The sequence below is a fragment of the Rhodococcus sp. AQ5-07 genome (assembly GCF_009707305.1).
In the GTDB taxonomy this organism is placed as follows: Bacteria; Actinomycetota; Actinomycetes; order Mycobacteriales; family Mycobacteriaceae; genus Rhodococcus_F; species Rhodococcus_F erythropolis.
In genome coordinates this window covers 907,646-931,390 of sequence record NZ_CP046099.1, presented here as the reverse complement: position 1 = coordinate 931,390, position 23,745 = coordinate 907,646, and the positions used below count along the sequence as shown (strand labels likewise).

Genomic DNA, 23,745 nt, shown 5'->3' with positions numbered 1-23,745 from the left:
GCCGACTCACCGACCCTCGGGGTGTGCCCCGTCACGTTGCCACGGTCGGGATAGTCTCTGGTCCGGGCTTGTGCAGTTACCGAGGGCTCTTGATCAAGTGAAGGCAGGGAGATTGTGATGCGGCGGGTCCTACGGTCGTCCGTGATGGTGTCGACGGCGATCGCTGCGGCCCTGATCGCCGGTTGCGGCAGCGACGACGGACGGGTGGACCGGTACGCGTCGGCGGGTTGGCCGGCCATGCATGCCGACGCCCGCAACAGCGACACGAGCCCGGTCACCGGATCACGCGATGTCGAGTTCGCATGGTCACGCCCTCTCGGCGGTCCGGTTGCCGCGTACGCCTCGGTGGCCGCGAACGGCCAGAGCTTCGTCACCGCCCGCACCGAGAACGGCTGCAATCTCTTCTCGTTCCAGATGGATACGGGTCGCAAGAAGTGGTGCGCTCGACTCAACGACGGAGTAGTCGCGTCCACACCCATCGTCGACACGGCCACCAATGTCTACGTCGGCGAGAGCGGCGCGATGATGTCCTTCACCGAGACTGGTCAATTGCGTTGGCGCACGCTCGTTGTGGGCACTCCTCTCTCGTCACAGTTCACCGGCGACGGAAACCTGTTGTTCATCACCCAATTGGGTCAGATCAACGTGCTCGACCCGCAGACCGGCGCAAAAGTGGTTCCGTCGTTCGACCTGATCCCGCCGCCGTCGATCGACCAGGGCGCGAATGCAGAACTCATTCCCGACAACAAGGGTTTGAACGAGTGCTTCCTCGGCACGTCCGGCTGCCCGGTGGCCAATACCCCGGCAGTGGACCTGGGCACCGGCAAGTTCTACTTCACCTTCTACGGACCCAGTTCTCAGGCAGCCGATCTGGTCGCCATGAAGTACACGGGCGGCGACAATCCGTCCATCACCCGCGAGTGGTCCACCGACGCGCTTCCCGGTGGAACGGCGACGAGCCCGGACCTGTCGAAGGACGGCAAGACCGTCTACGCCACCGACAACAACGGATCTCTCTGGGCAGTGAACGCCGAAACCGGTGACACCAGGTGGAGTTACGACATCGGCTTCAACTCGGCCGGTAGTGCCTCGACGTCCGACGACGGTTTGATCATTCCCGCCGGCGGCGACAAGGGCCACCTCCTTGCCGTGCGCGACGAGGGAGATCACGCCGAACTGGCCTGGGAACGTAAAGACCTTCTGCAACTGGGCGTTCCGGCGCAGACCGCCGGCAACACCGGATACACCGTCGTCCGCGAGGGTGAGAACGGACTGAGCCTGATCACCTTCGACACCGAAACCGGTGAGACGGTGGATCAGGACACGTTGCCGGGAGCAGTCGGCTTCACCGTCGGCACCTCGATCGGCCCCAAGGGCGAAGTGTTGACGCCCAGCGCAATCGGTGAGCTGTTCGTCTTCAAGTGAGCTAGCGGGAAGCCTCACAGATGAAGGCCGACGCCGATCGTCCGATCCGCACGATCACGACGCTCAGTGCAAGCGAGCCCTTGAGCTTGAGCCGTGGACGCAGGACTGCCGGGTCCACGTCGACTCCTCGCACCAAAATTTCGGCCACACCGCAGTCCCGCTTGGACAGTGTCTGTTTGAGCAGTTTCTCCGAGTACTTGATCTGCTCGAGGATCCGGAATCCGCGAACTCCCTCAGGGACGCTGTCACCGGTCAGATAAGCGATGCGTGGATCGAGCTGCCAGAGGCCGTGTCTGGCCGCGTAGTGGCGCACGAGGCCTGCGCGCACTACCGCTCCGTCCGGGTCGATGATCCACTCCCCCGGAGCTTGCTCCGGAATCACGTCGTCCTCGGCGTCGGTGATCGCCCACCCGCTCCCGTCGGAGCGAAGCACCGAAGCTCGACGCGTGACGCCGGACTCGGCCAGTCCCGTCGACCACAGGCAGGCTTCCTTGACGCCGCCGTCGAGCGAGACGACCTCGACTTCCCCGTCCCAGCCCAGATTGTCGAAATCGAGTCCGGGAGCACACTTCACCGCGAGATCACGGCCGGAGTACGCCTCGATGAGGTCCGGTAGAGGTGGCATCAACGCTGCCGGATCGTGAGTGCGGCGACCGCCCGATCGCCGGGCGGGGTCCGCCAGTACGACGGTGTCGCGTGTCGTCGGGCGGAGCGCGTCGGCCCGCAACAACGCTGCGCTCGGCACATTGCGCTGTGCCATCGCCAGGCGAACGGAATCGATGTCGCTGCCGATCACGCGATGCGCAACTCCGGTCAAGGCATGCAGTTCGGCGCCGATTGAGCACGTCACGTCGTGGACGTCGCGCCCGATCAGACGCTGCGCGCGGTGCGCCGCCACAACACCGGGAGTGGCCTGCTGCATCGCGTCGTCCGTGAACAACCACTGATCACTGCCGGGCAGTTTCGTAACGGCCTTGCGTCGAAGCAGGACGGTGTCCACGAGCGCAGGCATGTGATCACCGAAACGCGTACGCGCCCGGCCGATGTCGGCCAGACGCGTACGCGTGGACAGTTCGAGCTGATCCACCTCGGCCAAGGCAGCTACGCCGGAATCACTTCCGAGATAGTCGACGTCGCCGAGGGTGAAGTCATAACCCAATTCAGTTGCCGGGCTTCACGCCGGTGATCATGACGTTGTAGAAGAATCCGCGAGGAACGACGTGGCGGAGCACCTTCTCGTCGACCCAGCTGAGCGTCTTCCAACCACCGAAAGCGAAACGTCCCCAGCCCCAACCGAGCTTCTCCGGCGGAACAGCTGCTTCGAAGGTACGGACCGGCCATCCGAGAAGCGCCGCGGCGAATTCCTCGGTGGCAGCGTGGACCTGATCGGCTCCCGCGGACTTCGCCATGTTCTCGAGGTCGGTGGGGTCGAACGTGTGGATGTCGACGACTGCTTCGAGCGCTGCTGCGCGAGAGGACTCGTCGAGCTCTTCCTGCGGGCGACGCCAATCTGCCAGGAACGGCAGCTTGGTCACGCGTGTGGTTGCTTCCCACGTCGCGCGGCCGAGCCAGCGGGCGTAGAAGTTACCGACAGTCGTGGGCTCACCGGCGAAGACGAAACGGCCGCCGGGCTTGAGGACACGAAGGACCTCGCGCAGCGACTTCTCGACGTCGGGAATGTGGTGCAGCACGGCGTGGCCGACGACCAGGTCGAAGGTGTTGTCCTCGTACGGAATGGTCTCGGCATCGGCAACACGGCCGTCGACCGGAAGGCCGAGGCTTTCTGCATTGCGCAGTGCGACCTTGACCATGCCGGGCGAGAGGTCGGTGACCGAACCGGTCTTGGCGACTCCACCCTGCATCAGGTTCAGGAGGAAGAATCCGGTGCCGCAACCCAGTTCGAGGGCGCGCTCGTACGGGAGCGGCTGATCGCCCGCGACGGCGTCGAAACGACCACGTGCGTAGTCGATGCAGCGCTCGTCGTACGAGATGGACCACTTGTCGTCGTAGGTTTCGGCTTCCCAGTCGTGGTAGAGCACCTGGGCGAGCTTGGTGTCCTTACGAGCGGCCTCGACCTCTTCGGCCGTGGCGTGCGGCCGCGGCGCGGGGTCGACTACCGAGGTGTCGGTAGCGGCGGGCGGCGTGACGGTTGCGTCGTCATTCGGGCTGGCTGTCATGGCGGCTATCCTACTCGCTGGTAAGAGATGAACAAGTTCTAGTTTAGGGGAGCCTACTCGCCCGTGAACTCGGCCTTGCCCGGACCGTTGGCGATGAACGACTCCATGCCGATCGCCTGATCCTTGGTCGCGAACAATCCGGCGAACAGATGCTGCTCGATCTTGAGCCCGGATTCCAGGTCGGTGTTCAGACCCTCGTCGATGGCTGCCTTGGCAGCAGCCAACGCACGTGACGCTCCCCCGACGAACTGCGAGGCCCACGTGCGAGCGGCGGTGTACACGTCGTCGGGAGCGACGACCTCGTCGACCAAACCGATGGCCAACGCCTCGTCAGCCCCGACGAAACGGCCGGTGAAGACCAGATCCTTGGCCTTGGCCGGTCCGATCAGACGAGCCAGGCGCTGCGTTCCGCCGCCACCGGGAATGATTCCGAGCAGAATCTCCGGAACTCCGAGCTTGGCGTTGTCTCCGACGATCCGGCGATCGGCCGAGAGTGCAACTTCGAGTCCGCCACCGAGTGCGTATCCGGTGATCGCGGCAACGGTCGGCTTCGGGATCGACGCCACGGCGCCGAGCCCGGCCTGCATGCCGCCGATCGCGTCACGGATCTGGCCGTAGTCCATCTCGGCCATTTCCTTGACGTCGGCACCGGCTGCGAAGACTTTCTCGCCGCCGTAGACGATGACGGCCTTGACTGCCTTGTCGACGGTCGCAGCGTGTGCGGCAGCAGCCAACTCGTCCTGGACCTGACGGTTCAGAGCGTTCATGGGCGGGCGCGCCAGACGGATGGTGCCGATGCCTTCGGAAACCTCGAGAGTCACAAATTCAGCCATGATCGAGAGGTTACTTTGCCGCCTTGACCGACCACGGATGCGGCCCGGCGACGTAGTAACCGTCCTGATTCGGGAACTCGACGCGCAGAGTCTCCTCGTCGGTGATCAACGTAGGCAGGATGACGGGAATCTCCGGCTCGGCTGCGAGTATCTCCGCCACCGAACTGAACTTGGCCAATTCGGTCAGCTGACTCCACGTCGGCGGCAACAGGATGCTGCCACCCTCCCGCCAATGCGCCAGCGCGTCCTGCGGGCTCTGCCAACGCACCTCGGCGGCCTCGGAGGTGACCCCGTCCGCGATCTGTCCGGTCGGTGACGCTGCGACGAAGAAGCGCGTGTCGTAGCGGCGGGTCTCGCCCACCGGCGTGATCCAGTTCGCCCACGGCCGCAGCAGATCCGTTCGCAGGACCAGGTTCTCCTTCTTCAGGAAATCGCTGAACGACAGCTCGTGCTTTTCGAGAGCTACTCGGTCCTGGGCGTAGCCGGCCGTGTCCGCGACGACGGTGTCCGCGGTCGGTCCGGCGAGTAGGACGCCGCACTCCTCGAACGTTTCCCGCACCGCAGCCAAGACGAGAGCCTTCGCCCGAGCCACATCCGTGCTGAACCGCTCGGCCCACCACTCGACCGACGGTCCGGCCCACTCGACCTCTGCCGTCGCATCGGACTTGTCGACGCCTCCGCCGGGGAAGACCGTCATGCCCCCGGCAAACGCCATCCCCTGTACTCGTTGAAGCAGGAAGATCTCGATCCCGGATTCGGCATCGCGCACCAAGATGACGGTCGACGCATCCTTGGGCTCGGGGACAGCATTTGCATTCTCGTTAGCCATGCTTCGCGAACCTACGCGATCTGTGATCTGGGACGCATTTCAGGTCCCACTGAAGCTCACGCGCGATGAGCTCCGGACGGCCTCGCGCGGCGCGCGAAGTATCGGCCGTCCGCCTTGTCGAGGCTGATGGACTGGCTGAATGCCGCGCTCAGATTTTCGGCGGTGATGACGTCGTCCAGAAGGCCCTGAGAGACGACCTCACCTTCCTTGAGAAGGAGTGCGTGAGTGAATCCCGGCGGGATCTCCTCGACGTGATGGGTGATCAGAACGGTAGCCGGGGCGTCCGGATCGGCAGCCAGTTCGGCGAGTCTGGCCACGAGTTCCTCACGGCCACCGAGATCGAGCCCGGCGGCGGGCTCGTCCAGGAGAAGAAGTTCGGGATCGGTCATCAAGGCTCGCGCGATGAGGACGCGCTTGCGCTCGCCTTCGGAAAGCGTCCCGTACGTGCGATCCGCCAGGTGCTCGGCGCCGAGGCTTTCGAGCATCTCCACAGCGCGCGAGGTGTCCATGGATTCGTACTCCTCGCGCCACCGACCGAGAACGGCGTAGCCCGCCGACACGACGAGGTCGCTGACCTTCTCGTCGCCGGGCACGCGGTTCGCCAACGACGACGAGGACAAACCGATTCGCGGGCGCAACTCGTTGACGTCGACCTTGCCGAGAACTTCGCCAAGGAGGTGGGCAGAACCACTGGTCGGGAAAGTCTCACCGGCCGCGATGCGCAGCAGCGAGGTCTTGCCGGCACCGTTGGGTCCGAGCACCACCCATCGCTCGTCCAGCTCCACTTTCCAGGTGACGGGCCCCACCAGAGTGGACCCTCCCCGACGGATGAGTACGTTGTCGAAATCGATGAGCAGATCTGGATCAGGTAGCGGCACCCGAACATCTTCCCGCACATTCTCCGGCCGTTCACGGCAGGATCATCTTGCGTGTCGCCTCTCATCGAAACTCGCACCCCGACGCCCGGGTCTCCGTTCCCACTCGGCGCCAACATCGTGGACTCCGGAACCCAGTTCGCGGTCCACGCACCAGCTGCGTCGAGCGTCCAGATCTGCCTGATCGACCAGGACGGAAACGAAGATCGCGTCGAACTCCGGCAACACACGTACGGAATCTGGCACGGGATCATCGCCGGGATCGGTGCGGGGCAGCGATACGGAATTCGGGCAAGCGGCCCGTGGAATCCGCGCGCCGGACTGAGACTGAACCCACACAAGCTGCTCATCGATCCGTGGGCGTGCCGCATCGAGGGGGAACTCGGTGACCACCGTGCCCTCCTGTCGTACGCCGACGATCCTTTCGGCGACCCGTCTACCCTCGACTCGCTCGGCCACGTGCCGCTGTCCGTGGTGACTCCCGGCCTCGTGCCCGCCGGAGCCCGCCTCGAGACGCCGTGGGAGGAAAGCGTGATCTACGAACTGCATGTGGGCGCGTACACCGCCAGTCATCCAGGAGTACCCGCCGCCCACCGCGGAACGTACCTCGGCCTGACGGCACCGGCCGTGATCGATCACCTCGTCTCACTCGGCGTCACCGCCGTGGAACTGCTTCCCGTACAGGCGTTTCTGACCGAACAGAGCGTCCGCGAGCGAGGGATGCGCAACCACTGGGGATACTCGACGGCGTCGTACTTCGCCCCGCATCCCGGATACGCGGCAACTCCGGGCGGCGAAGTCACCGAGTTCCGGATCATGGTCGACGCACTACACGCGGCAGGCATCGAGGTCATCCTCGACGTCGTCTACAACCACACCTGCGAGCAGAGTGTCGACGGAATCAGCGTCAGCTGGCGAGGTTTGGACGGCCCCGGCTACTACCTTCTCGACGGCGACGGCCGCGACATCGACCTGACCGGGTGCGGCAACACGGTCGACGCCTGCTCCCCCATCGCCGTCCGCATGATCACCGACAGCCTCCGCTACTGGGCCACCGAAATGGGTGTCGACGGCTTCCGATTCGATCTCGCGAGCGCGTTGGGTAGGCCGCGCGGCGGCGGCTTCGACCAGCGGGCGTCCATCTTGTCGGCCATCTCCTCCGATCCGGTACTGACCCGGTGCAAGCTCATCGCCGAACCGTGGGATGCCACTGCCGACGGTTACCAGGTCGGAAACTTCGGACTCCAATGGTCGGAATGGAACGACAAGTACCGCAGCACTATTCGCCAGTTCTGGAACGGCGGCTCCAGCGTCCGGAAGGTCGCGTCGCGCCTCGCCGGGTCCGAGGACATCTTTGCCGGCAGCGGCCGTCGCCCATGGGCGTCGATCAACTTCGTCACAGCGCACGACGGGTTCACCGCCGCCGATCTGGTCGCGTACAACCACAAGCACAACGAAGCCAACGGTGAAGACAATCGTGACGGCGCCGATCACAACGATTCGTTCAACCACGGAATCGAAGGCCCGAGCACCGATCCCGAGATTCAGGACGCCAGGGCACGTCATGTACGGGCGCTACTGGCCACGCTCGTGCTGTCGACAGGCACACCGATGCTCACCGCCGGAGACGAGTTCGGCCACAGTCTCGGCGGAAACAACAACGCGTATTGTGTTCCCACACTTGCCTCCCCAGCCGATTCGTGGGCCCTGGACTGGACGGCGGCCGATCAGTCGTTGGTGCAGTTCGTCTCCCGAGCGTTCGGATTACGCCGAGCGGCACCGGCGTTGCGTCAGCCCGAATTCTTCGAAGGCAGAAGAAGACTGGAGCACCCGGACCTCGTCTGGTTCGACGCTGCCGGCGTCGAGTTCGACGACACCGCATGGTACGACGAGAGTCACCGAACGCTGCAGGCCTGGATCGACGGAGCCGACGTTCGGTCTCACACTCGGACCGGGCGCCCACTCGGTGACGACAGTTGGCTCCTGATCCTGCATTCCGGTGGACCGGTTCAGGTCACCGTCGGCACTCCGGAATGGTTCGACGGCACATTGACTGCATCGTTCGATTCGGCGTCACCGACCGGCGAACCTGCCTCCACGGCCGAAGTTCCCGTCGGCACGGAGATCTCATTGACCGGACCCACGGTCTTGGCCTTACGTTCCGTGACACGTCCGCCGGTAACCGCTGCTGTCATGGAATCCGGCAGCACCTTGATCAGTAATTGAATGGTCGGCCCGATCCCGAAGGCGTACAACACTGTTCCGACGCCAACCGTTCCACCGAGGAGCCATCCGGTAGCGAGGACCGCGATTTCGATGCTGGTACGCACGAGCCTGACCGACAAGCCGGTGCGCGCCACCAGTCCTGTCATCAACCCGTCGCGGGGACCCGGCCCCATGCCTGCCCCGATGTAGAGAACGCTGGCCAGTCCGTTGAGGAGGATTCCCGCGACCATGATCGCGGCGCGAACTGGCACGGAATCAAAGACCGGCAAGAAGGCCAGTGAAGTATCCACCGAGATTGCAATGACCACGACATTGGCGACCGTGCCGAACCCTGGCCGCTGACGGATCGGAATCCAGAGCAGCAGTACCACCGCACCGGTAATCGCAGTGATCACGCCGAAACTCAGCGAAACATGCTCGGCCACGCCCTGATGGAACACATCCCAGGGGTCCAGTCCGAGGCCGGCTGTGATCATCATGGCCATCGAGAAGCCGTACAACCACAGACCAACGAACAGCGAGGCGAATCTCCGTATCAACACTCGACTATCTTGAAGGCCACTGGACTGTTCATCCATAGCCAAGTTGTCGATACTGGACTGGTCGGTTAGGTCTCTACGGAACCGCGATGACTGTCATGGAGCCTGGTGCCACTTCCGTGAACCCTGCGTCGCGAACCGCGACAGCCTCCGACCGCTTCAATCGATCTACTGCCTCGGCCCACTGTTTCGAACTTGCGTCGCGTACCGAGCAACGAAAGTCGTTCTGCGCCCATGCCCAGCACTGTTTCTCGGACATGGCCGCTGCCAACAACATCGAGGCATGCCCTACCTGTGCCGACGCCTTGCCTACCGTCATCTCGAGCTCCGAGTCGATCCACAGCACCGGAAGACCGGGCTCGGGCTGGCCAGGCTCGTCGTGCTCCAGGTCGGTGCCACCGATCTGCAACTTCTTGATTCGCGGGTCCAGTTCTCCGACCGGCCCGGGAACCAGAGCCCGCGCCTGGGCACCATCCACGTCGACGGTGATTCCCGGTACCTCTTGCGCGGCGAGCCACTGGGCTCCACGCGCTCGGCGAGACACTTTCCGGATCCGGGCACCCACCCACGCCGAATAGTCCTCGTGCCACGGGCCGGGCTCCCCGTCTTCGGTGAACCCGACGCGTTCGTCCAGGCACAGCGCCACTGCCGCCGTTGCGGCAGCCTCGAGCAGTGCAGTGCGCTTCGGCGGGTCTGCCTTCGGGATGTGGAGAATGATCGGCATCGCCAACACCAGTGCCGGATCCGCGGGATCGTCTCGCCCACCGTACCCAGCGGCCAACACCGCGTGGCGCTCGCGCCAGCGAGAATCGGGATCGGAACTGACTGCTGGATCGGAACTCATGGAATCGGTACGCGTCGTACGCCACCGTCGACGGCGTCCGCAGCCTCGACCTCGTCGCGGGTCACACCGAGAATGAACAGCACAGCATCGAGGAAGGGATGCGACAAAGCCGCGTCCGCGACCTCCCGCAACGCGGGCTTGGCGTTGAACGCCACACCCAGTCCCGCGGCGTTGAGCATGTCGATGTCGTTGGCACCGTCACCGACGGCGACAGTCTGTTCCATCGGCACACCGACCTGATCGGCGAACTTGCGCAGCGCAACGGCCTTCGCGGCGCGGTCGACGATTTCACCGATCACACGTCCGGTCAGCTTGCCGTCGACGATCTCGAGGGTGTTGGCGTGCACGAAGTCCAGTTCGAGTTCGTGTGCGAGGCCTTCGATGACCTGGCGGAAACCGCCGGACACCACGCCGCAGTGGAATCCGAGGCGACGCAGGGTGCGAATCGTGGTGCGCGCCCCCGGCGTCAGTTCGATGCTCTCTGCCACCTCGTCGATGACGGACGCGTCGAGACCGGCGAGTGTCGCCACACGCTGGTGCAGTGATTCGGTGAAGTCGATCTCGCCGCGCATCGCAGCTTCGGTGACGGCGCGGACCTCGTCCTCGACGCCGGCCTTCGCGGCGAGCATCTCGATGACCTCGCCCTGTACGAGCGTCGAGTCCACGTCGAACACGATCAGACGCTTGGCCCGGCGAGCCAGTCCTGCGCGCTCGACTGCGATGTCGACGTTTTCGAGAGCGGCGACCTCGGCGAGTCCGGTACGCAGCTTCGCGTCGCCGTCGACAGTATCGGCTGCGCTGACGCTGAGTTCGAGGCCGGTGACCGGATAGTCGGCGACACCACGGATGGAGTCGATGTTGGCGCCCTGCTTCGCGAGTTCGCGTGCTACCGAGCGCATTGCGCGGGCATTGACGGGGCTGCCGAGAACAACGACCGCGTGAGTGGACACTGCAGGTCGACCTGGATCGGCACCGATTTCGATGTCGACGTTCATTCCGACCGTCGCCATCGCCTGTTCGAGCTCTTCCTGAAGGGCTTCGGGATCGTTCGGGCAGGCCACCATGACGCCGAGTGTCAGTCGACCTCGAATCACCACCTGCTCCACGTCGAGCAGACGCACATCGTGCCGCGACAGCGCCGCGAACAGTACCGAGGTGACGCCAGGGCGGTCCGGCCCGGTCACAGTCACCAGAACAGTGGTGTCAGAGGCACCCACCGAAAACTCCGATCGTTTCTTCGTTCGCGTCTTGATCGTCACTATTGTGCCAAGCGAAAGGCCCCACCCGTTACTCGGGCGGGGCCTTCGCTGATTACTTCAGTGTGTTACTTCGCTCAGGAGCGGCTGTCGGTGCCGGGGTCGCCTTCGTCCCCGACTGTGAGCGGCTCGTGACGAGCATCTTCGAGCACGGTGCTGGCGTTCTTCCCACCGTGACCGGGGCCGACGTGCGCTTCTGCGCGCATCCGCTCCACCATGTGCGGGTAGTGCAGCTCGAAGGCCGGACGCTCGCTGCGGATGCGCGGCAACTCGGTGAAGTTGTGACGCGGCGGCGGGCAAGTTGTCGCCCACTCGAGCGAGTTTCCGTAGCCCCACGGATCGTCGACGGTGACCACTTCGCCGTAGCGGTAACTCTTGAAGACGTTCCAGATGAACGGGAGCGTCGAGGCACCGAGTACGAACGCGAAGATCGTGGACACCGAGTTCAGAACCGTGAACCCGTCCGAGGGCAGGTAGTCGGCGTAACGACGCGGCATACCTTCGGCACCGAGCCAGTGCTGGACGAGGAACGTGCCGTGGAAGCCGACGAACGTGGTCCAGAAGTGCCACTTGCCGAGGCGCTCGTCCATCATGCGGCCAGTCATCTTCGGGAACCAGAAGTAGATACCGGCGTACGTGGCGAACACGACCGTACCGAAGACCACGTAGTGGAAGTGGGCGACGACGAAGTAGCTGTCCGTGACGTGGAAGTCGAGCGGCGGGCTCGCGAGGATGACGCCCGACAGACCACCGAAGAGGAAGGTGATCAGGAAGCCGATCGAGAACAGCATCGGCGATTCGAAGGTCAATTGCCCCTTCCACATCGTGCCGATCCAGTTGAAGATCTTCACACCTGTCGGCACTGCGATCAGGAACGTCATGAACGAGAAGTACGGCAGGAGAACAGCGCCGGTCGCGTACATGTGGTGAGCCCACACAGCGATCGACAGAGCGGCGATGGCCAACGTTGCATACACCAGGCCGCTGTAGCCGAAGATCGGCTTACGGCTGAAGACCGGGAAGATCTCCGAGACGATGCCGAAGAACGGCAGCGCGATGATGTACACCTCGGGGTGCCCGAAGAACCAGAACAGGTGCTGCCACAGGAGCACACCGCCCGTTGCCGGGTCGAAGATGTGCCCACCGAGATGGCGGTCGACGAACAGGCCCATGAATGCAGCGGTCAGCAGCGGGAACGCCAGCAGGATCAGGATGCTGGTGATGAAGATGTTCCAGGTGAAGATCGGCATGCGGAACATGGTCATACCGGGTGCGCGCAGGCAAATCACGGTGGTGACCATGTTGACGCCACCGAGGATGGTGCCGAGGCCGGCGACAGCCAGACCCAAGACCCACAGGTCGGCGCCGACGCCGGGGCTGTGCAGCGCGCTGGTCAGCGGCGTGTATGCCGTCCAACCGAAGTCTGCTGCGCCACCGGGCGTGACGAATCCGGCCGTCGTGATGATCGCGCCGAACAGGTACAGCCAGTAGCTGAACGCGTTCAGACGCGGGAACGCGACGTCAGGTGCACCGATCTGGAGCGGAAGAATGTAGTTCGCGAAGCCGAAGACGATCGGGGTCGCGTACAGCAGCAGCATGATCGTGCCGTGCATGGTGAACAGCTGGTTGAACTGTTCGTTGGAAAGGAACTGCATGCCGGGTACAGCAAGTTCGGCACGCATCATCAGTGCCATGAGGCCACCGATGAGGAAGAAGGCGATGGAAGTCGCCAGGTACATGATTCCGAGCACCTTGGGATCGGTGGTCGTGATCATCTTGAAAATGAATGAGCCCTTGGGTCCCTGCCGCGGCGGGTAAGGCCTGGCCGGCGCTATCGTGGGGACTGGCTGGGGCGCTACGGCAGTCACTGATCCTCCTGAATGTGCCTTTGGTCGCTCCGCAGACTCCGTCAAAGAGCCCTTGGTTGCGCCCGCAGGGTCCGTCGCCCGGGCTGCGGACAACGGCTTCTGGCTTGCGCTCATCGAATCGTAGACCGTGACTCCGAGGCACCGCGACCCGGTCCTACTCTGCGTCGTACTCGAGCATCCGTTTTTGGGGGCACCAAACGAACGACCTGCGGTTTATGTTCCCTCGGGAGTCCGAACCCACATCCGAATCGGCGTGTCGTACCCGTCGAAGAATTCGGCCGGTGTCCGTTTTCGGCCATCTCCTCGACTGATAAGGTCACCCTCGCCTAACTCACCTCAGGAGTATTCAGTGAAATTCTTTCCCCGCCGCGCCGCGCTGGTAGCCGTCGCAGCCTCGATCGCCTTGGTCGTTCCAGCCTGCTCGAGTAACGACGAGCCCGCTGCAACCACCACCTCGACCGAGTCGGGCGCATTCCCCCGCACGATCGAACACTTCCGTGGAAGCACCGAAATCCCGGCAGCACCCCAGCGGATCGTCGCGCTCGACAACAGCTTCACCGACGCCGTCCTTCTCCTCGAATCCCCGCTCGTCGGCTACGTCGACTACCGCGAGCCCGGTCTTCCCGACTACCTCGGATCCTCGCGGGAGGAATTCGCCGCGGACGCCGTCTCGGTCGGCACGGTCAGCAGTGCAAGCCTCGAGAAGATCGCCGCACTGCAGCCAGACCTCATCATCTCCGCCGAGGTCCGCGACGGGAAGAACTACGAACAACTGTCCGCGATCGCACCCACCGTCTTCACTCAGACGACCGGCCCGACGTGGAAGGACAACATCCGCCTGGTCGGTCAAGCGCTGGGCAAGGAGTCACTGGCCGAGGCGAAGATCACCGAGTACGAAACCCGCGCAGCCACCGTCGGCAAGGAAATCAACGAGAAGGCGAACAACCCGGTCATCTCGGTAGTCCGATTCGCCGGTGAACCGACGGCACGCCTCTACCGCACCACCTCGTTCAGCGGCATCGTCCTTCAGGACGCCGGATTGAAGCGCCCGGACAACCAGGGACCTGACCCCGCCGATGCCGGAAACATCATGATGAAGATCAGCCCCGAGCTGATCAACGAAGCCGACGCGGACGTCATCTTCATCAGCACCTGGCAAGACGCCGAGGGCAAGAGCGCCGCAGCTGCGAAGCCGTTCCTCGAGAGCCCGCTGTGGCAGACCCTTCGAGGACGCAAGGTCGACGTGGACGATTCACGTTGGATGTCGCCGGTCAGCATCCAGGGCGCCCACATGATCCTCGACGACCTCTCGGACACGTTCGAGGTGGACAAGCAGAACAGCTGAGTCGAACAGCTAACCTGAACGGCGCCCGCTCACACAGGAAGCCGTCGACTTGTCTGTTCTCTCACGCACGTCTGTTCTCTCACGCACGACCGCCCGCACGTCCATTCGTCGTGTCTCGATCCTGGGGATCGCCGCCACGATGCTCGTCCTCGGTGGTTGCTCGTCCGACTCGTCGGACGATCCCGCGAGCACCATCGTCCGGACCACTACGTCGATCGCCGGTGCCGGCGTGATGGGTATCGAACGCGACACCGCCACCGCGTGCCCGACGCCGACGCAAGCCGACCCGGGAGCGGGCCCCGGGGTGAAGCGTCGAGTCGTACACACTGCGGGCGAAACCGAGGTTCCTTCCGATCCCCAACGGATCGTGGTCCTCGACAGCGTCTCGATGGACGCCGTGTGCGCCCTCGGTCTGTGGGAGCGGGTAGTGGGCGCCGCGACCGGTGTCGACTCGCCTCAACCGTCGTACCTCGGTTTCGGCATCTCGGAGATTCCGAGCGTCGGCCCCGTGAGCGCACCCGACGTCAACGCCGTGAAGGCCGCCGCGCCGGACTTGATCCTCGGGTCCAGTCCGGCGTCCGACGGTTTGTACGGGCAACTCGACGCCATTGCCCCCACCGTGTTCGCCGGCTCGGATCCCGTGTACTGGAAAGCGCAGTTCGCCCTCGCCGGCCAGGCACTTGGCCGTTCGTCCGCGGCTGCGACGGAGCTGGACCGCTACCAGCAGGACGTCGTGCAGCTCGGCGACGCATTGAATGCATCACAGACGCAGGCATCAGTGGTTCGGTTCGGTTCGAAGGACCTGCAGATCGAGGGTCCCGCATCCTTCGCCGGACAGATCCTCAGCGACGTCGGCGTCCGGCGCCCACCGGCGCAGCGATTGACCGATGCGACCACAGCACCGATTCCGGCCGACGATCTCAGCGCCGCCGAAGGTGACTTGATCTACGTACTCTTCGGCGGGCCGAACGGCCGTACCTACGGCACCGAGATCATGAAGAGCGACCAGTGGCAGGACCTCGCCGCCGCCACCGACCGGCGTGTGTTCGTCGCTGAAGACGAAATCTGGAACGGAAACGGGATGACTGCCGCCCGTGCCGTATTGGCGGACTTGAAGGGAACCTTGAACGGATATGCGAGCTGACTGGAACGAACCACTACTCCCACATTCGAGGCGGCTCGCCACAACTGTGACGGTCGGGTTCTGATCATGCCGATCCCGGAATTCATTGTCGCTTTGCGCGAGAAGGTCGGTCATGCGCCGCTCTGGCTGTCCGGCGTGAGCGTCGTGATCCGCGACGACGACGGCCGGGTCCTGCTCACCCGCCGCGCCGACAACGGTCAGTGGGCCGTCGTGTCCGGCGTTCTCGAGCCCGGAGAGGAACCGTCGGCGGCGGCGGTGCGGGAGGCGAAGGAAGAAACCGGCGTCGACGCCGAATTGATTCGGATCACGAGTGTCGATGTCACAGAACCCATTACGTACCCCAATGGTGACGTGACTCAGTACCTCGACGTCTGCTTCCTGGCCAGGTGGACCGGCGGAGATGCACACGTGGCGGACGACGAAAACCTCGAGGTCGCGTGGTTCGCGCCGAGCGGATTGCCTTCGGACATGACGGAAACCTCGCGTCTGCGCCTCGCAAAAGCATTGCTGGACAAGCCGGAAGCGTGGTTTCTGCGCTGACCCACTCCCCCATCGACGACCGAAGCCCGATTCCCGCGTGTGCAGGAGTCGGGCTTCGTTGGGTGCAGGTCGCTCTAGAAATCCCAGTCGTCGTCTTCGGTGTTGACGGCTTTGCCGATGACGTAGGAGCTTCCCGAGCCGGAGAAGAAGTCGTGATTCTCGTCCGCATTCGGTGAAAGTGCCGACAGGATAGCCGGATTGACGTCCGTCTCGTCCTTCGGGAAGAGGCCTTCGTAGCCGAGATTGTTGAGCGCCTTGTTGGCGTTGTAGCGCAGGAACTTCTTGACATCCTCGGTCAGGCCGACGCCGTCGTAGAGGTCCTGCGTGTAGTCGACCTCGTTCTCGTAGAGCTCGAAGAGCAGCTCGAACGTGTAGTTCTTGAGCTCTTCACGCTCGGCCTCGGTGAGCTGTTCGAGGCCCTTCTGGTACTTGTAGCCGATGTAGTACCCGTGCACGGCCTCGTCGCGGATGATGAGGCGGATGAGGTCTGCGGTGTTGGTGAGCTTGGCTCGCGAGGACCAGTACATCGGCAGGTAGAAGCCGGAGTAGAAGAGGAAGCTCTCGAGGAGCGTCGAGGCGACCTTGCGCTTGAGCGGCGACTCGCCGTTGTAGTAGTCGAGAACGATCTGCGCCTTGCGCTGCAGGTTGGGGTTCTCCTCCGACCAGCGGAACGCGTCGTCGATGTCCGGGGTGGAGCACAGCGTCGAGAAGATCGAGCTGTAACTCTTCGCGTGCACCGATTCCATGAAGGCGATGTTGGTGTACACCGCTTCTTCGTGGGGAGTGATCGCATCCGGGATGAGGCTGACGGCGCCGACCGTTCCCTGGATGGTGTCGAGCAGCGTCAGGCCCGTGAAGACGCGCATGGTGAGCTGCTGCTCCTGCGCGGTCAGCGTTCCCCAGGACGGGATGTCGTTGGAGACCGGCACCTTTTCGGGCAGCCAGAAGTTGCTGACGAGGCGATCCCATACCTCGGCGTCCTTCTCGTCCTGGACGCGATTCCAGTTGATGGCGGAAACGCGACTGACCAGCTTGACCATAATTCCTACCTAGCGAGAGAGATACTGCCGAATGTTGGCTTGCCTGAACACTACCCGTTGTGTCGGGTCCGCGATGCCAACACAACAACATGTGTCGCACGCGCCCCTCCACGAGTACAAAAAATGTGATATCAATTAAATATCACTTACCGATGGAAAGCGAGTCCCGCATGACCAGCACACCCACCGTGGCCGAGAAACCGACCGGAGTCGCCACCGCAACGATCGCCGAACGCCCAGGCTGGGACCTGTCCGGCAGCTGGATGCTCCTCGGCGGCGTACTTCTCTTCCTGGCCGGAATCGCGCTGTCCGTCGTTGGCGGAGTTCTGGGACTCTTCGCCCTGATTCCGGTCGGTGTGGTGCTGTTCATCGCGTCACTCCCCCTGCTGATGGGCCTGACCTTGGTGCAACCGAATCAAGCCCGAGTCCTTCAACTCCTGGGAAGCTCGTACAGCGGCACCCTGCGCACGCCGGGCCTGCGATGGACAAATCCGCTGACGGTCCGTCGATCGATCTCGACGCGCATCCGAAACCACGAGACCGGTCAGGCGAAAGTGAACGACGCCGACGGAAATCCCATCGAGATCTCGGCGGTGGTCGTCTGGCAAGTTGCCGACACAGCGCTCGCCTCATTCCAGGTGGACGACTACGAGGAGTTCGTCTCGGTGCAGACCGAGGCGGCAGTCCGCCATATCGCCGGCAGCTACCCGTACGACGCCGAAGGCCGAGTCTCGTTGCGCGAGAACGCCGATATCATCACCACCACCTTGTCGGAGGAGGTTCACGCCCGCGTGCGTGCGGCGGGTGTCGAAGTTATCGAGACACGCATCAACAGGCTCTCGTATGCACCCGAGATCGCCAGCGCAATGCTTCGGCGCCAGCAAGCGGGTGCAGTGATCGCCGCCCGCAAGCAAATCGTCGAAGGTGCGGTGTCCATGGTCGACATGGCACTCAAGCAACTCGAGGAAAAGCACGTCGTCGAACTCGACGAGGAACGCAAGGCCACGATGATCAGTAACCTTCTGGTCGTGCTGTGCGGCGACCGCGACGCACAACCGGTGCTGAACACCGGTTCGCTCTACCAGTAAAGGAAAGGCCACATGGCCACGGATCCAGCTCCGAGATCGGAGCGTAAGAAGATCCTGCTTCGGTTGGACCCAGCGGTGCACGACGCGCTTGCCCGCTGGGCCGCCGACGATCTCCGAAGTACCAACGCCCAGATCGAGTTTCTTCTTCGGCGCGCACTCACCGAGCACGGTCGAATGCCGAAGAATGCCGGCAAGATGCACGGTCCAGGCCGTCCGCCGGCCTGATACCCCTGTGCGCCTTTTCGGTAGTAACCACTACCGAAAAGGCGCACGGGGCGGAGCCCTTTACAGCATGCAGGAAACGCAGCCCTCGACCTCGGTGCCTTCGAGTGCCATCTGACGCAGACGGATGTAGTACAGCGTCTTGATGCCCTTACGCCACGCGTAGATCTGCGCCTTGTTGATGTCGCGGGTGGTGGCGGTGTCCTTGAAGAACAGCGTCAGCGACAGGCCCTGGTCGACGTGTTGCGTTGCCGCAGCATAGGTGTCGACGATCTTCTCGTACCCGATTTCGTAGGCATCCTGGTAGTACTCCAGGTTGTCGTTGGTCAGGTAGGGCGCCGGGTAGTAGACGCGACCGATCTTGCCTTCCTTGCGGATCTCGATCTTCGACGCCACCGGGTGGATGGAGCTGGTGGAGTAGTTGATGTACGAGATCGAGCCGGTCGGCGGGACGGCCTGAAGGTTCTGGTTGTAGATACCGTGCTTCTGAACCGAAGCCTTCAGCTCACGCCAGTCGTCCTGGGTGGGGATGTGCAGCTTCGCATCGGCGAAGAGTCCGCGAACCTTGTCGGTTGCCGGCTCCCAGGCCTGGTCGGTGTACTTGTCGAAGAATTCACCCGAGGCGTACTTCGACTCCGGGAAACCCTTGAAGTACGAGCCGCGCTCGATGGCGATCTTGTTCGACGCACGCAGTGCGTGGAACAGCACGGTGTAGAAGTAGATGTTCGTGAAGTCGATGCCTTCTTCGCTGCCGTAGAAGATCCGCTCACGAGCGAGGTATCCGTGCAGGTTCATCTGACCGAGGCCGATGGCGTGAGAGTCGTTGTTGCCCTGCTCGATCGACGGCACCGAGTAGATGTGTGTCTGGTCGGACACTGCCGTCAATCCGCGGATCGACACTTCGATGGTCTTGGCGAAGTCGGGCGAGTCCATGGTCTTCGCGATGTTCAGCGAACCCAGGTTGCAGGAGATGTCCTTGCCGACCTTCGAGTAGGACAGGTCGTCGTTGAACAGTGAAGGCGTCGAAACCTGCAGGATCTCCGAGCACAGGTTCGAGTGAGTGATCTTGCCTTCGATCGGGTTTGCCCGGTTCACCGTGTCCTCGAACATGATGTAGGGGTAGCCCGATTCGAACTGCAATTCGGCGACGGTCTGGAAGAACTCGCGAGCCTTGATCTTGGACTTGCGAATTCGCTTGTCGTCGACCATCTCGTAGTACTTCTCGGAGACGTTGATGTCGGAGAACGGAACTCCGTAGATGCGCTCGACGTCGTACGGCGAGAACAGGTACATGTCCTCGTTCTTCTTCGCCAGTTCGAAAGTGATGTCCGGGATCACGACGCCGAGAGAGAGCGTCTTGATGCGGATCTTCTCGTCGGCGTTCTCACGCTTGGTGTCGAGGAAGCGGTAGATGTCGGGGTGGTGCGCATGCAGGTACACGGCGCCGGCGCCCTGACGCGCACCCAACTGGTTGGCGTAGGAGAACGAGTCCTCGAGAAGCTTCATGATCGGGATGACACCCGAACTCTGGTTCTCGATCTTCTTGATCGGTGCGCCGTGCTCACGAACGTTGGTGAGCAGCAAGGCAACTCCGCCACCACGCTTGGACAGCTGCAGTGCCGAGTTGATGGAGCGACCGATGGACTCCATGTTGTCTTCGATACGAAGCAGGAAGCAGGACACGGGCTCACCGCGCTGCTTCTTGCCCGAGTTCAGGAACGTCGGGGTGGCGGGCTGGAAGCGTCCGGCGATGATCTCGTCGACGAGTTCGACGGCCAGGTCTTCGTTGCCTGCGGCCAGGGTGAGCGCAACCATGCAGACACGATCTTCGAAACGCTCGAGGTAGCGCTTACCGTCGAAGGTCTTGAGCGTGTAGGAGGTGTAGTACTTGAATGCACCCAGGAACGTCGGGAAGCGGAACTTCTTGGCGTACGCGTGATCGATCAGGAACTTCACGAAAGTACGTGAGTACTGATCGAGAACCTCGGGCTCGTAATAGTTTTCCTCGACGAGGTAGTCCAGCTTCTCGTCCAGATTGTGGAAGAACACGGTGTTCTGGTTGACGTGCTGCAAGAAGTACTGACGGGCTGCAGCGACATCCATCTCGAACTGGATCTCACCGTTGGCGCCGTACAGGTTGAGCATGGCATTGAGTGCGTGGTAGTCGAGACCGTTGGTGGAATCGCCGCCGCGTGCATCACGCTCTACGCTTCCTGCCGCGATCGTGTCAGTGATGGTTGGCGCCACTGCCCGTGCTCCTTCTCTGTTTCGAGATGATTCCAGAACTCCCCCAAGCCTTCTCGTACTCGGTCGACATCTTCGGCAGTGCCCATGAGTTCGAACCGGTACAGAAAAGGAACGTGGCATTTCTGGGAAATGATGTTTCCTGCATAGCAAAAGGACTCACCGAAATTGGTGTTTCCCGCCGCGATCACTGCTCTGATCAACGACCTGTTGTGTGGATTGTTCAAAAAACGAATGACCGGCTTCGGCACATAACTGGTGTCGCGCCCTGTCACGGTGACCCCGCCACCATAGGTGGGCAGAATCAGCACATAGGGCTCGTCTACACGAAATGAGCCGTCACGGTCATGGATAGGTATACGTGTCGCAGGCAGGCCGAGACGTTGAACGAATCGGTGGGTGTTCTCCGACACGCTGGAAAAATAGACCAGCGAAGTCATCGGTTGTCACCATTTTCTTGTACGGTGCCCGGAACTACTCAGATGTGTCGGCGGAGGTGTCCACCGCCGACACTGCGGCGCTTCAAGCAGCGACGGTCAGGGTCTTGATGCGATCGGGACGGAAACCCGACCAGTGATCTTCACCGGCAACCACGATGGGCGCCTGGAGGTACCCGAGAGCCATGACGTAGTCGCGGGCTTCGGCATCCTCGGTGATGTCGATGATGTTGTATTCGAGACCGGCCTTGTCGAGGGCGCGGTAGGTGGCATTGCACTGAACGCAAGCGGGCTTGGTGTAGACGGTGATGCTCATGAGAGTCCCTCTTTCGCTTAGCCAACAAAGGCCGATGTAGTGATGTTCAGCACCGATTCGACCGATTGCCGGAGTCTCGCTCGAGGCGTTCCGCGTTGTGGTCTCTCAGTGCTCAAGACACTACACCTAGTGGCCGACAGAAACACATAACGCGAGATGTTGTGAGTCACATCGTTGAAATTCCCAGGTAGCCCCAGTTCAGCGCATACATCTTCCGGCGCGTCGGCGTGTCGCCCGTCACATTTCGGTCGCAGGCCCGACAGCATCTGAAAACCACTACTCGGACCTACCATGAGCGTCGTGGAAACACCCCCGAAGGACGAGGCTCCGCGCCACCAGGCCACCGTGACGAGAACGCAGCAGGTGACACCTAAGATGCGCAGAATCACCTTCGGCGGTGCGGGCCTGAGCGACTTCGAGACGAGCGGGAGCCCCGACGAACGGGTGCTCGTCAGATTCCCCCTCGATCCCCCTCACGCCCGTAGTTACACGGTCCGGCGCTGGCAACCCTCGAAGAACGAACTGGAGATCGACTTCGTTCTCCACGGCCACGGCGGAGCTGCGCTCTGGGCCGAGAATGCGCAACCGGGCGAGACCGTCCACCTTTCGACTGCGAGCGGGTGGTTCAAGCCGCCGGCAGAGTGCGACTGGCTGCTACTCGTCGCCGATCACGCCGCACTGCCTGCGATCGGGCGGATCTTGGAAGAAGCACCCGACGGTCTACCTATCCACGTCATTGCACAGGTGCCCGCGTCGAGCGAACAGCAGACGTTCACGACGCGCGCCGACGCTCACTACCGATGGATCGACGAAGCAGACTCATTGTTCGCCGAATTGGCCGCCATTCCCCTGCCTCCCGGCGAGGGCTACATCTGGTGCGCAGTCGAGGCAGCGACCGCCAGACGCATCCGCGCCCATCTGCGTCGAACATCGGAAATCCCGGCACCCCGCATGCACGTGATGGGTTACTGGCGGGAGGACAAGGAGAACTGGGAGCGTCGGTACGCCGTCGTCGCCGACCGTATCGACGCCGCGATGGGCGAAGCGATGATGGCCGGCAAGGATTTCGAAGCGGTTCGCGACGCCGTCGACGATGCGATGGAACGCGAAGGGCTCTAGGGCACATATGGGCGCGACTCGCATACGAGTGAGGGCCATACCTTCCGGCATGGCCCTCGCTCGTGAAACGGATTACGCGTTGACGAGCTGCTTGCTGGCGTCGACGAGGTCGGAGACGACCTTGGAGACCTGCGCGAGCACCTCTGCGTTCTCACGCGGGTGCAGCTCACCGAACAGTGCGCCGGTTCCACCGATGCTCAGTGCGGTGTCCTCGACGACCTTGCCGCCGGCGATGCGGACTGCCTTGGTGGTGTCTTCGTGTGCCCACTTGGCGCCGTTGCCACTGGGCGACGCGCTGATGACTGCGACAGCCTTGTCCTTGACGGCACCGACACCGTACGGACGCGAGATCCAGTCGATGGCGTTCTTCAGAACTGCGGGGATGGTGCCGTTGTATTCGGGGGTGACGAGCAGGAACGCGTCAGCGTCGCTCGCAGCGGCGCGCAGTGCGTCGACAGCGGGAATGGAAGCACCCTCGACGTCGATGTCTTCGTTGTAGAAGGGGACGTCGGCGAGGCCTTCGAAGACCGTCAGCGTTGCACCCTCGGGTGCGGCGGACACAGCCGTCTCGGCAAGCTGGCGATTGACGGATCCGGCGCGCAGGCTGCCGACGAGAACGAGAACATTGGTCTGTGACATAACGAGATTCCTTCGAGAGTGGTGCGGTTGGTGGCTCCGGTTGAAAGTTATATCAACTAAACGGACCGCGGTCCACTTACATTCCCCGGCCCTGTAACCTGATCCCGTGAGCGCAATCCCCCTCCCCCAGATCGGCGCCGTACCCGTCGAGCGCGGTGACGCAGCACGTAACCGCGTACTTCTGCTCGACGCCGCAGCCCTCCTCGTCGCCGAGCGAGGTGTCGACGCGGTCACGATGGATGCCGTCGCGTGCCGGGCCGGTGTGGGCAAGGGCACAGTTTTTCGGCGCTTCGGCAATCGATCGGGACTGATGCAGGCACTGCTCGATCACACCGAGCGAGAACTGCAGCAGGCATTCATATTCGGCCCCCCACCGTTGGGGCCGGGCGCGCCGCCGATCGAGCGCCTCATCGCGTTCGGACGAGCCCGGATCGCCATGGTGGAAGTACAGGGCGAAGTCCTCCGAGCGGCGGAAAACGCTCCTGAATACCGCTTCGGCGGTCCGGCACGAGCACTCGGCATCGCTCACGTCATCGGACTTCTTCGAGGAGCCGGCGTCGAGGGCGACCTCGATCTGCTCGCTTCAGCACTGTTGGCACCACTCGAAGCGTCGCTTGTCCTTCATCAGGTGCGCGATCTCGGGACGACCACCGAGCGCCTGGCCGCCGGCTGGGAAGACCTTGCCCGGCGCGTTACTCGATGTTGACTCCCCAGATCCGTCCCACCACTTAATGTGAGC

The 23,745-nt window shown here is 63.0% G+C and carries 22 protein-coding genes and 1 pseudogene; 9 read left to right on the top strand and 14 right to left on the bottom strand.

Translation table 11 applies throughout. The annotated features are described in order from the left end of the window. Positions 1-117: 117 nt before the first annotated feature. The gene (locus GJB56_RS04370; protein ID WP_113682978.1) at positions 118-1,425 is read left to right on the top strand and encodes an outer membrane protein assembly factor BamB family protein; all 1,308 of its coding nucleotides are present in this window, start codon (positions 118-120) and stop codon (positions 1,423-1,425) included. 1 nt (position 1,426) lies between these two features. Here the strand turns inward: GJB56_RS04370 and GJB56_RS04365 are convergent, their stop codons facing one another. The 5 genes from GJB56_RS04365 to GJB56_RS04345 are packed head-to-tail and all read right to left on the bottom strand — an operon-like array spanning position 1,427 to position 6,142. Then, positions 1,427-2,584, bottom strand: a complete 1,158-nt coding sequence (locus tag GJB56_RS04365) for a THUMP-like domain-containing protein (protein ID WP_029255096.1) — start codon at positions 2,582-2,584, stop codon at positions 1,427-1,429. A 1-nt stretch (position 2,585) separates the two neighbouring features. Further along, positions 2,586-3,602, bottom strand: a complete 1,017-nt coding sequence (locus tag GJB56_RS04360; RefSeq protein WP_003944733.1) for a class I SAM-dependent methyltransferase — start codon at positions 3,600-3,602, stop codon at positions 2,586-2,588. Between the two features lie 53 nt (positions 3,603-3,655). Continuing rightward, complete coding sequence (locus GJB56_RS04355) at positions 3,656-4,435, bottom strand: enoyl-CoA hydratase/isomerase family protein (RefSeq protein WP_003944701.1); 780 nt, start codon at positions 4,433-4,435, stop codon at positions 3,656-3,658. A 10-nt stretch (positions 4,436-4,445) separates the two neighbouring features. After that, positions 4,446-5,264, bottom strand: a complete 819-nt coding sequence (locus tag GJB56_RS04350; RefSeq protein ID WP_003944751.1) for an NUDIX hydrolase — start codon at positions 5,262-5,264, stop codon at positions 4,446-4,448. A 56-nt stretch (positions 5,265-5,320) separates the two neighbouring features. Beyond that, complete coding sequence (locus GJB56_RS04345; RefSeq protein WP_003944728.1) at positions 5,321-6,142, bottom strand: ABC transporter ATP-binding protein; 822 nt, start codon at positions 6,140-6,142, stop codon at positions 5,321-5,323. A 51-nt stretch (positions 6,143-6,193) separates the two neighbouring features. Here GJB56_RS04345 and glgX point away from each other — a divergent pair. Next, a pseudogene (gene glgX / locus GJB56_RS04340) lies at positions 6,194-8,236 on the top strand (glycogen debranching protein GlgX); the annotation flags it as partial. Here the strand turns inward: glgX and yczE are convergent. From yczE to ctaD, 4 genes are all read right to left on the bottom strand, one after another. Beyond that, the gene (gene yczE, locus GJB56_RS31315; protein ID WP_326839307.1) at positions 8,149-8,943 is read right to left on the bottom strand and encodes a membrane protein YczE; all 795 of its coding nucleotides are present in this window, start codon (positions 8,941-8,943) and stop codon (positions 8,149-8,151) included. The pseudogene glgX and the gene yczE sit on opposite strands and share 88 nt — an antisense overlap. Before the next feature lie 37 nt (positions 8,944-8,980). Continuing rightward, on the bottom strand, positions 8,981-9,748 hold the full coding sequence (locus tag GJB56_RS04335) for an aminoacyl-tRNA hydrolase (protein ID WP_021333089.1): 768 nt from the start codon (positions 9,746-9,748) through the stop codon (positions 8,981-8,983). Then, positions 9,745-10,965 carry a phosphoserine phosphatase SerB gene (gene serB / locus GJB56_RS04330; protein WP_020969288.1) on the bottom strand — a complete coding sequence of 407 codons (1,221 nt, stop codon included), beginning with the start codon at positions 10,963-10,965 and terminating at the stop codon, positions 9,745-9,747. The genes GJB56_RS04335 and serB overlap by 4 nt, the downstream gene beginning before the upstream one ends. 116 nt (positions 10,966-11,081) lie before the next feature. Continuing rightward, the gene (gene ctaD, locus GJB56_RS04325) at positions 11,082-12,872 is read right to left on the bottom strand and encodes an aa3-type cytochrome oxidase subunit I (RefSeq protein WP_020907234.1); all 1,791 of its coding nucleotides are present in this window, start codon (positions 12,870-12,872) and stop codon (positions 11,082-11,084) included. 349 nt (positions 12,873-13,221) lie between these two features. Between ctaD and GJB56_RS04320 the strand changes: the two genes are divergently transcribed. The 3 genes from GJB56_RS04320 to GJB56_RS04310 all read left to right on the top strand — a co-directional run bounded on the left by GJB56_RS04320 (position 13,222) and on the right by GJB56_RS04310 (position 15,901). Continuing rightward, positions 13,222-14,217, top strand: a complete 996-nt coding sequence (locus tag GJB56_RS04320) for an ABC transporter substrate-binding protein (protein WP_113682980.1) — start codon at positions 13,222-13,224, stop codon at positions 14,215-14,217. A 49-nt stretch (positions 14,218-14,266) separates the two neighbouring features. Continuing rightward, positions 14,267-15,361, top strand: coding sequence for an iron-siderophore ABC transporter substrate-binding protein (locus GJB56_RS04315; protein WP_113682981.1), 1,095 nt, complete (start codon positions 14,267-14,269; stop codon positions 15,359-15,361). 66 nt (positions 15,362-15,427) lie between these two features. Then, positions 15,428-15,901, top strand: a complete 474-nt coding sequence (locus GJB56_RS04310) for an NUDIX hydrolase (RefSeq protein WP_029255089.1) — start codon at positions 15,428-15,430, stop codon at positions 15,899-15,901. 74 nt (positions 15,902-15,975) lie between these two features. Here GJB56_RS04310 and nrdF read toward each other — a convergent pair whose 3' ends face one another. After that, complete coding sequence (gene nrdF, locus GJB56_RS04305) at positions 15,976-16,941, bottom strand: class 1b ribonucleoside-diphosphate reductase subunit beta (RefSeq protein ID WP_003944744.1); 966 nt, start codon at positions 16,939-16,941, stop codon at positions 15,976-15,978. Positions 16,942-17,111: 170 nt separating this feature from the next. Between nrdF and GJB56_RS04300 the strand changes: the two genes are divergently transcribed. Both GJB56_RS04300 and GJB56_RS04295 read left to right on the top strand, forming a co-directional pair. Beyond that, the gene (locus tag GJB56_RS04300) at positions 17,112-18,029 is read left to right on the top strand and encodes an SPFH domain-containing protein (RefSeq protein ID WP_195849583.1); all 918 of its coding nucleotides are present in this window, start codon (positions 17,112-17,114) and stop codon (positions 18,027-18,029) included. Between the two features lie 12 nt (positions 18,030-18,041). After that, a complete protein-coding gene (locus tag GJB56_RS04295) occupies positions 18,042-18,254 on the top strand; it encodes a hypothetical protein (RefSeq protein WP_003944723.1) in 213 nt (70 codons plus the stop codon). Between the two features lie 60 nt (positions 18,255-18,314). On the opposite strand, the gene nrdE is transcribed toward GJB56_RS04295, so the two are convergent. The 3 genes from nrdE to nrdH all read right to left on the bottom strand — a co-directional run bounded on the left by nrdE (position 18,315) and on the right by nrdH (position 21,248). Continuing rightward, entirely contained in the window at positions 18,315-20,498 is a 2,184-nt protein-coding gene (gene nrdE, locus GJB56_RS04290) for a class 1b ribonucleoside-diphosphate reductase subunit alpha (RefSeq protein WP_003944756.1), read from the bottom strand. Next, positions 20,456-20,935, bottom strand: coding sequence for a class Ib ribonucleoside-diphosphate reductase assembly flavoprotein NrdI (gene nrdI / locus GJB56_RS04285; protein ID WP_003944767.1), 480 nt, complete (start codon positions 20,933-20,935; stop codon positions 20,456-20,458). The genes nrdE and nrdI overlap by 43 nt, the downstream gene beginning before the upstream one ends. 82 nt (positions 20,936-21,017) lie before the next feature. Beyond that, complete coding sequence (nrdH, locus tag GJB56_RS04280; protein ID WP_019747886.1) at positions 21,018-21,248, bottom strand: glutaredoxin-like protein NrdH; 231 nt, start codon at positions 21,246-21,248, stop codon at positions 21,018-21,020. Between the two features lie 291 nt (positions 21,249-21,539). On the opposite strand from nrdH, the gene GJB56_RS04275 reads away from it, so the two are divergent. Then, entirely contained in the window at positions 21,540-22,367 is an 828-nt protein-coding gene (locus GJB56_RS04275) for a siderophore-interacting protein (RefSeq protein ID WP_113682982.1), read from the top strand. A 72-nt stretch (positions 22,368-22,439) separates the two neighbouring features. Here the strand turns inward: GJB56_RS04275 and GJB56_RS04270 are convergent, their stop codons facing one another. After that, the gene (locus GJB56_RS04270; protein ID WP_019747884.1) at positions 22,440-23,006 is read right to left on the bottom strand and encodes an NAD(P)H-dependent oxidoreductase; all 567 of its coding nucleotides are present in this window, start codon (positions 23,004-23,006) and stop codon (positions 22,440-22,442) included. Between the two features lie 106 nt (positions 23,007-23,112). On the opposite strand from GJB56_RS04270, the gene GJB56_RS04265 reads away from it, so the two are divergent. Then, positions 23,113-23,712, top strand: coding sequence for a TetR/AcrR family transcriptional regulator (locus GJB56_RS04265; protein WP_113682983.1), 600 nt, complete (start codon positions 23,113-23,115; stop codon positions 23,710-23,712). The last annotated feature ends 33 nt before the right edge of the window (positions 23,713-23,745 follow it).

Bases quoted from the DNA above. Each gene is read 5' to 3' on its own strand.
- GJB56_RS04370 (WP_113682978.1), top strand. From the start codon at position 118: ATGCGGCGGGTCCTACGGTCGTCCGTGATGGTGTCGACGGCGATCGCT.
- GJB56_RS04360 (WP_003944733.1), bottom strand. From the start codon at position 3,602: ATGACAGCCAGCCCGAATGACGACGCAACCGTCACGCCGCCCGCCGCT.
- GJB56_RS04355 (WP_003944701.1), bottom strand. From the start codon at position 4,435: ATGGCTGAATTTGTGACTCTCGAGGTTTCCGAAGGCATCGGCACCATC.
- GJB56_RS04350 (WP_003944751.1), bottom strand. From the start codon at position 5,264: ATGGCTAACGAGAATGCAAATGCTGTCCCCGAGCCCAAGGATGCGTCG.
- yczE (WP_326839307.1), bottom strand. From the start codon at position 8,943: ATGGATGAACAGTCCAGTGGCCTTCAAGATAGTCGAGTGTTGATACGG.
- GJB56_RS04335 (WP_021333089.1), bottom strand. From the start codon at position 9,748: ATGAGTTCCGATCCAGCAGTCAGTTCCGATCCCGATTCTCGCTGGCGC.
- GJB56_RS04310 (WP_029255089.1), top strand. From the start codon at position 15,428: ATGCCGATCCCGGAATTCATTGTCGCTTTGCGCGAGAAGGTCGGTCAT.
- nrdF (WP_003944744.1), bottom strand. From the start codon at position 16,941: ATGGTCAAGCTGGTCAGTCGCGTTTCCGCCATCAACTGGAATCGCGTC.
- GJB56_RS04300 (WP_195849583.1), top strand. From the start codon at position 17,112: ATGACCAGCACACCCACCGTGGCCGAGAAACCGACCGGAGTCGCCACC.
- GJB56_RS04295 (WP_003944723.1), top strand. From the start codon at position 18,042: ATGGCCACGGATCCAGCTCCGAGATCGGAGCGTAAGAAGATCCTGCTT.
- nrdI (WP_003944767.1), bottom strand. From the start codon at position 20,935: ATGACTTCGCTGGTCTATTTTTCCAGCGTGTCGGAGAACACCCACCGA.
- nrdH (WP_019747886.1), bottom strand. From the start codon at position 21,248: ATGAGCATCACCGTCTACACCAAGCCCGCTTGCGTTCAGTGCAATGCC.
- GJB56_RS04275 (WP_113682982.1), top strand. From the start codon at position 21,540: ATGAGCGTCGTGGAAACACCCCCGAAGGACGAGGCTCCGCGCCACCAG.
- GJB56_RS04270 (WP_019747884.1), bottom strand. From the start codon at position 23,006: ATGTCACAGACCAATGTTCTCGTTCTCGTCGGCAGCCTGCGCGCCGGA.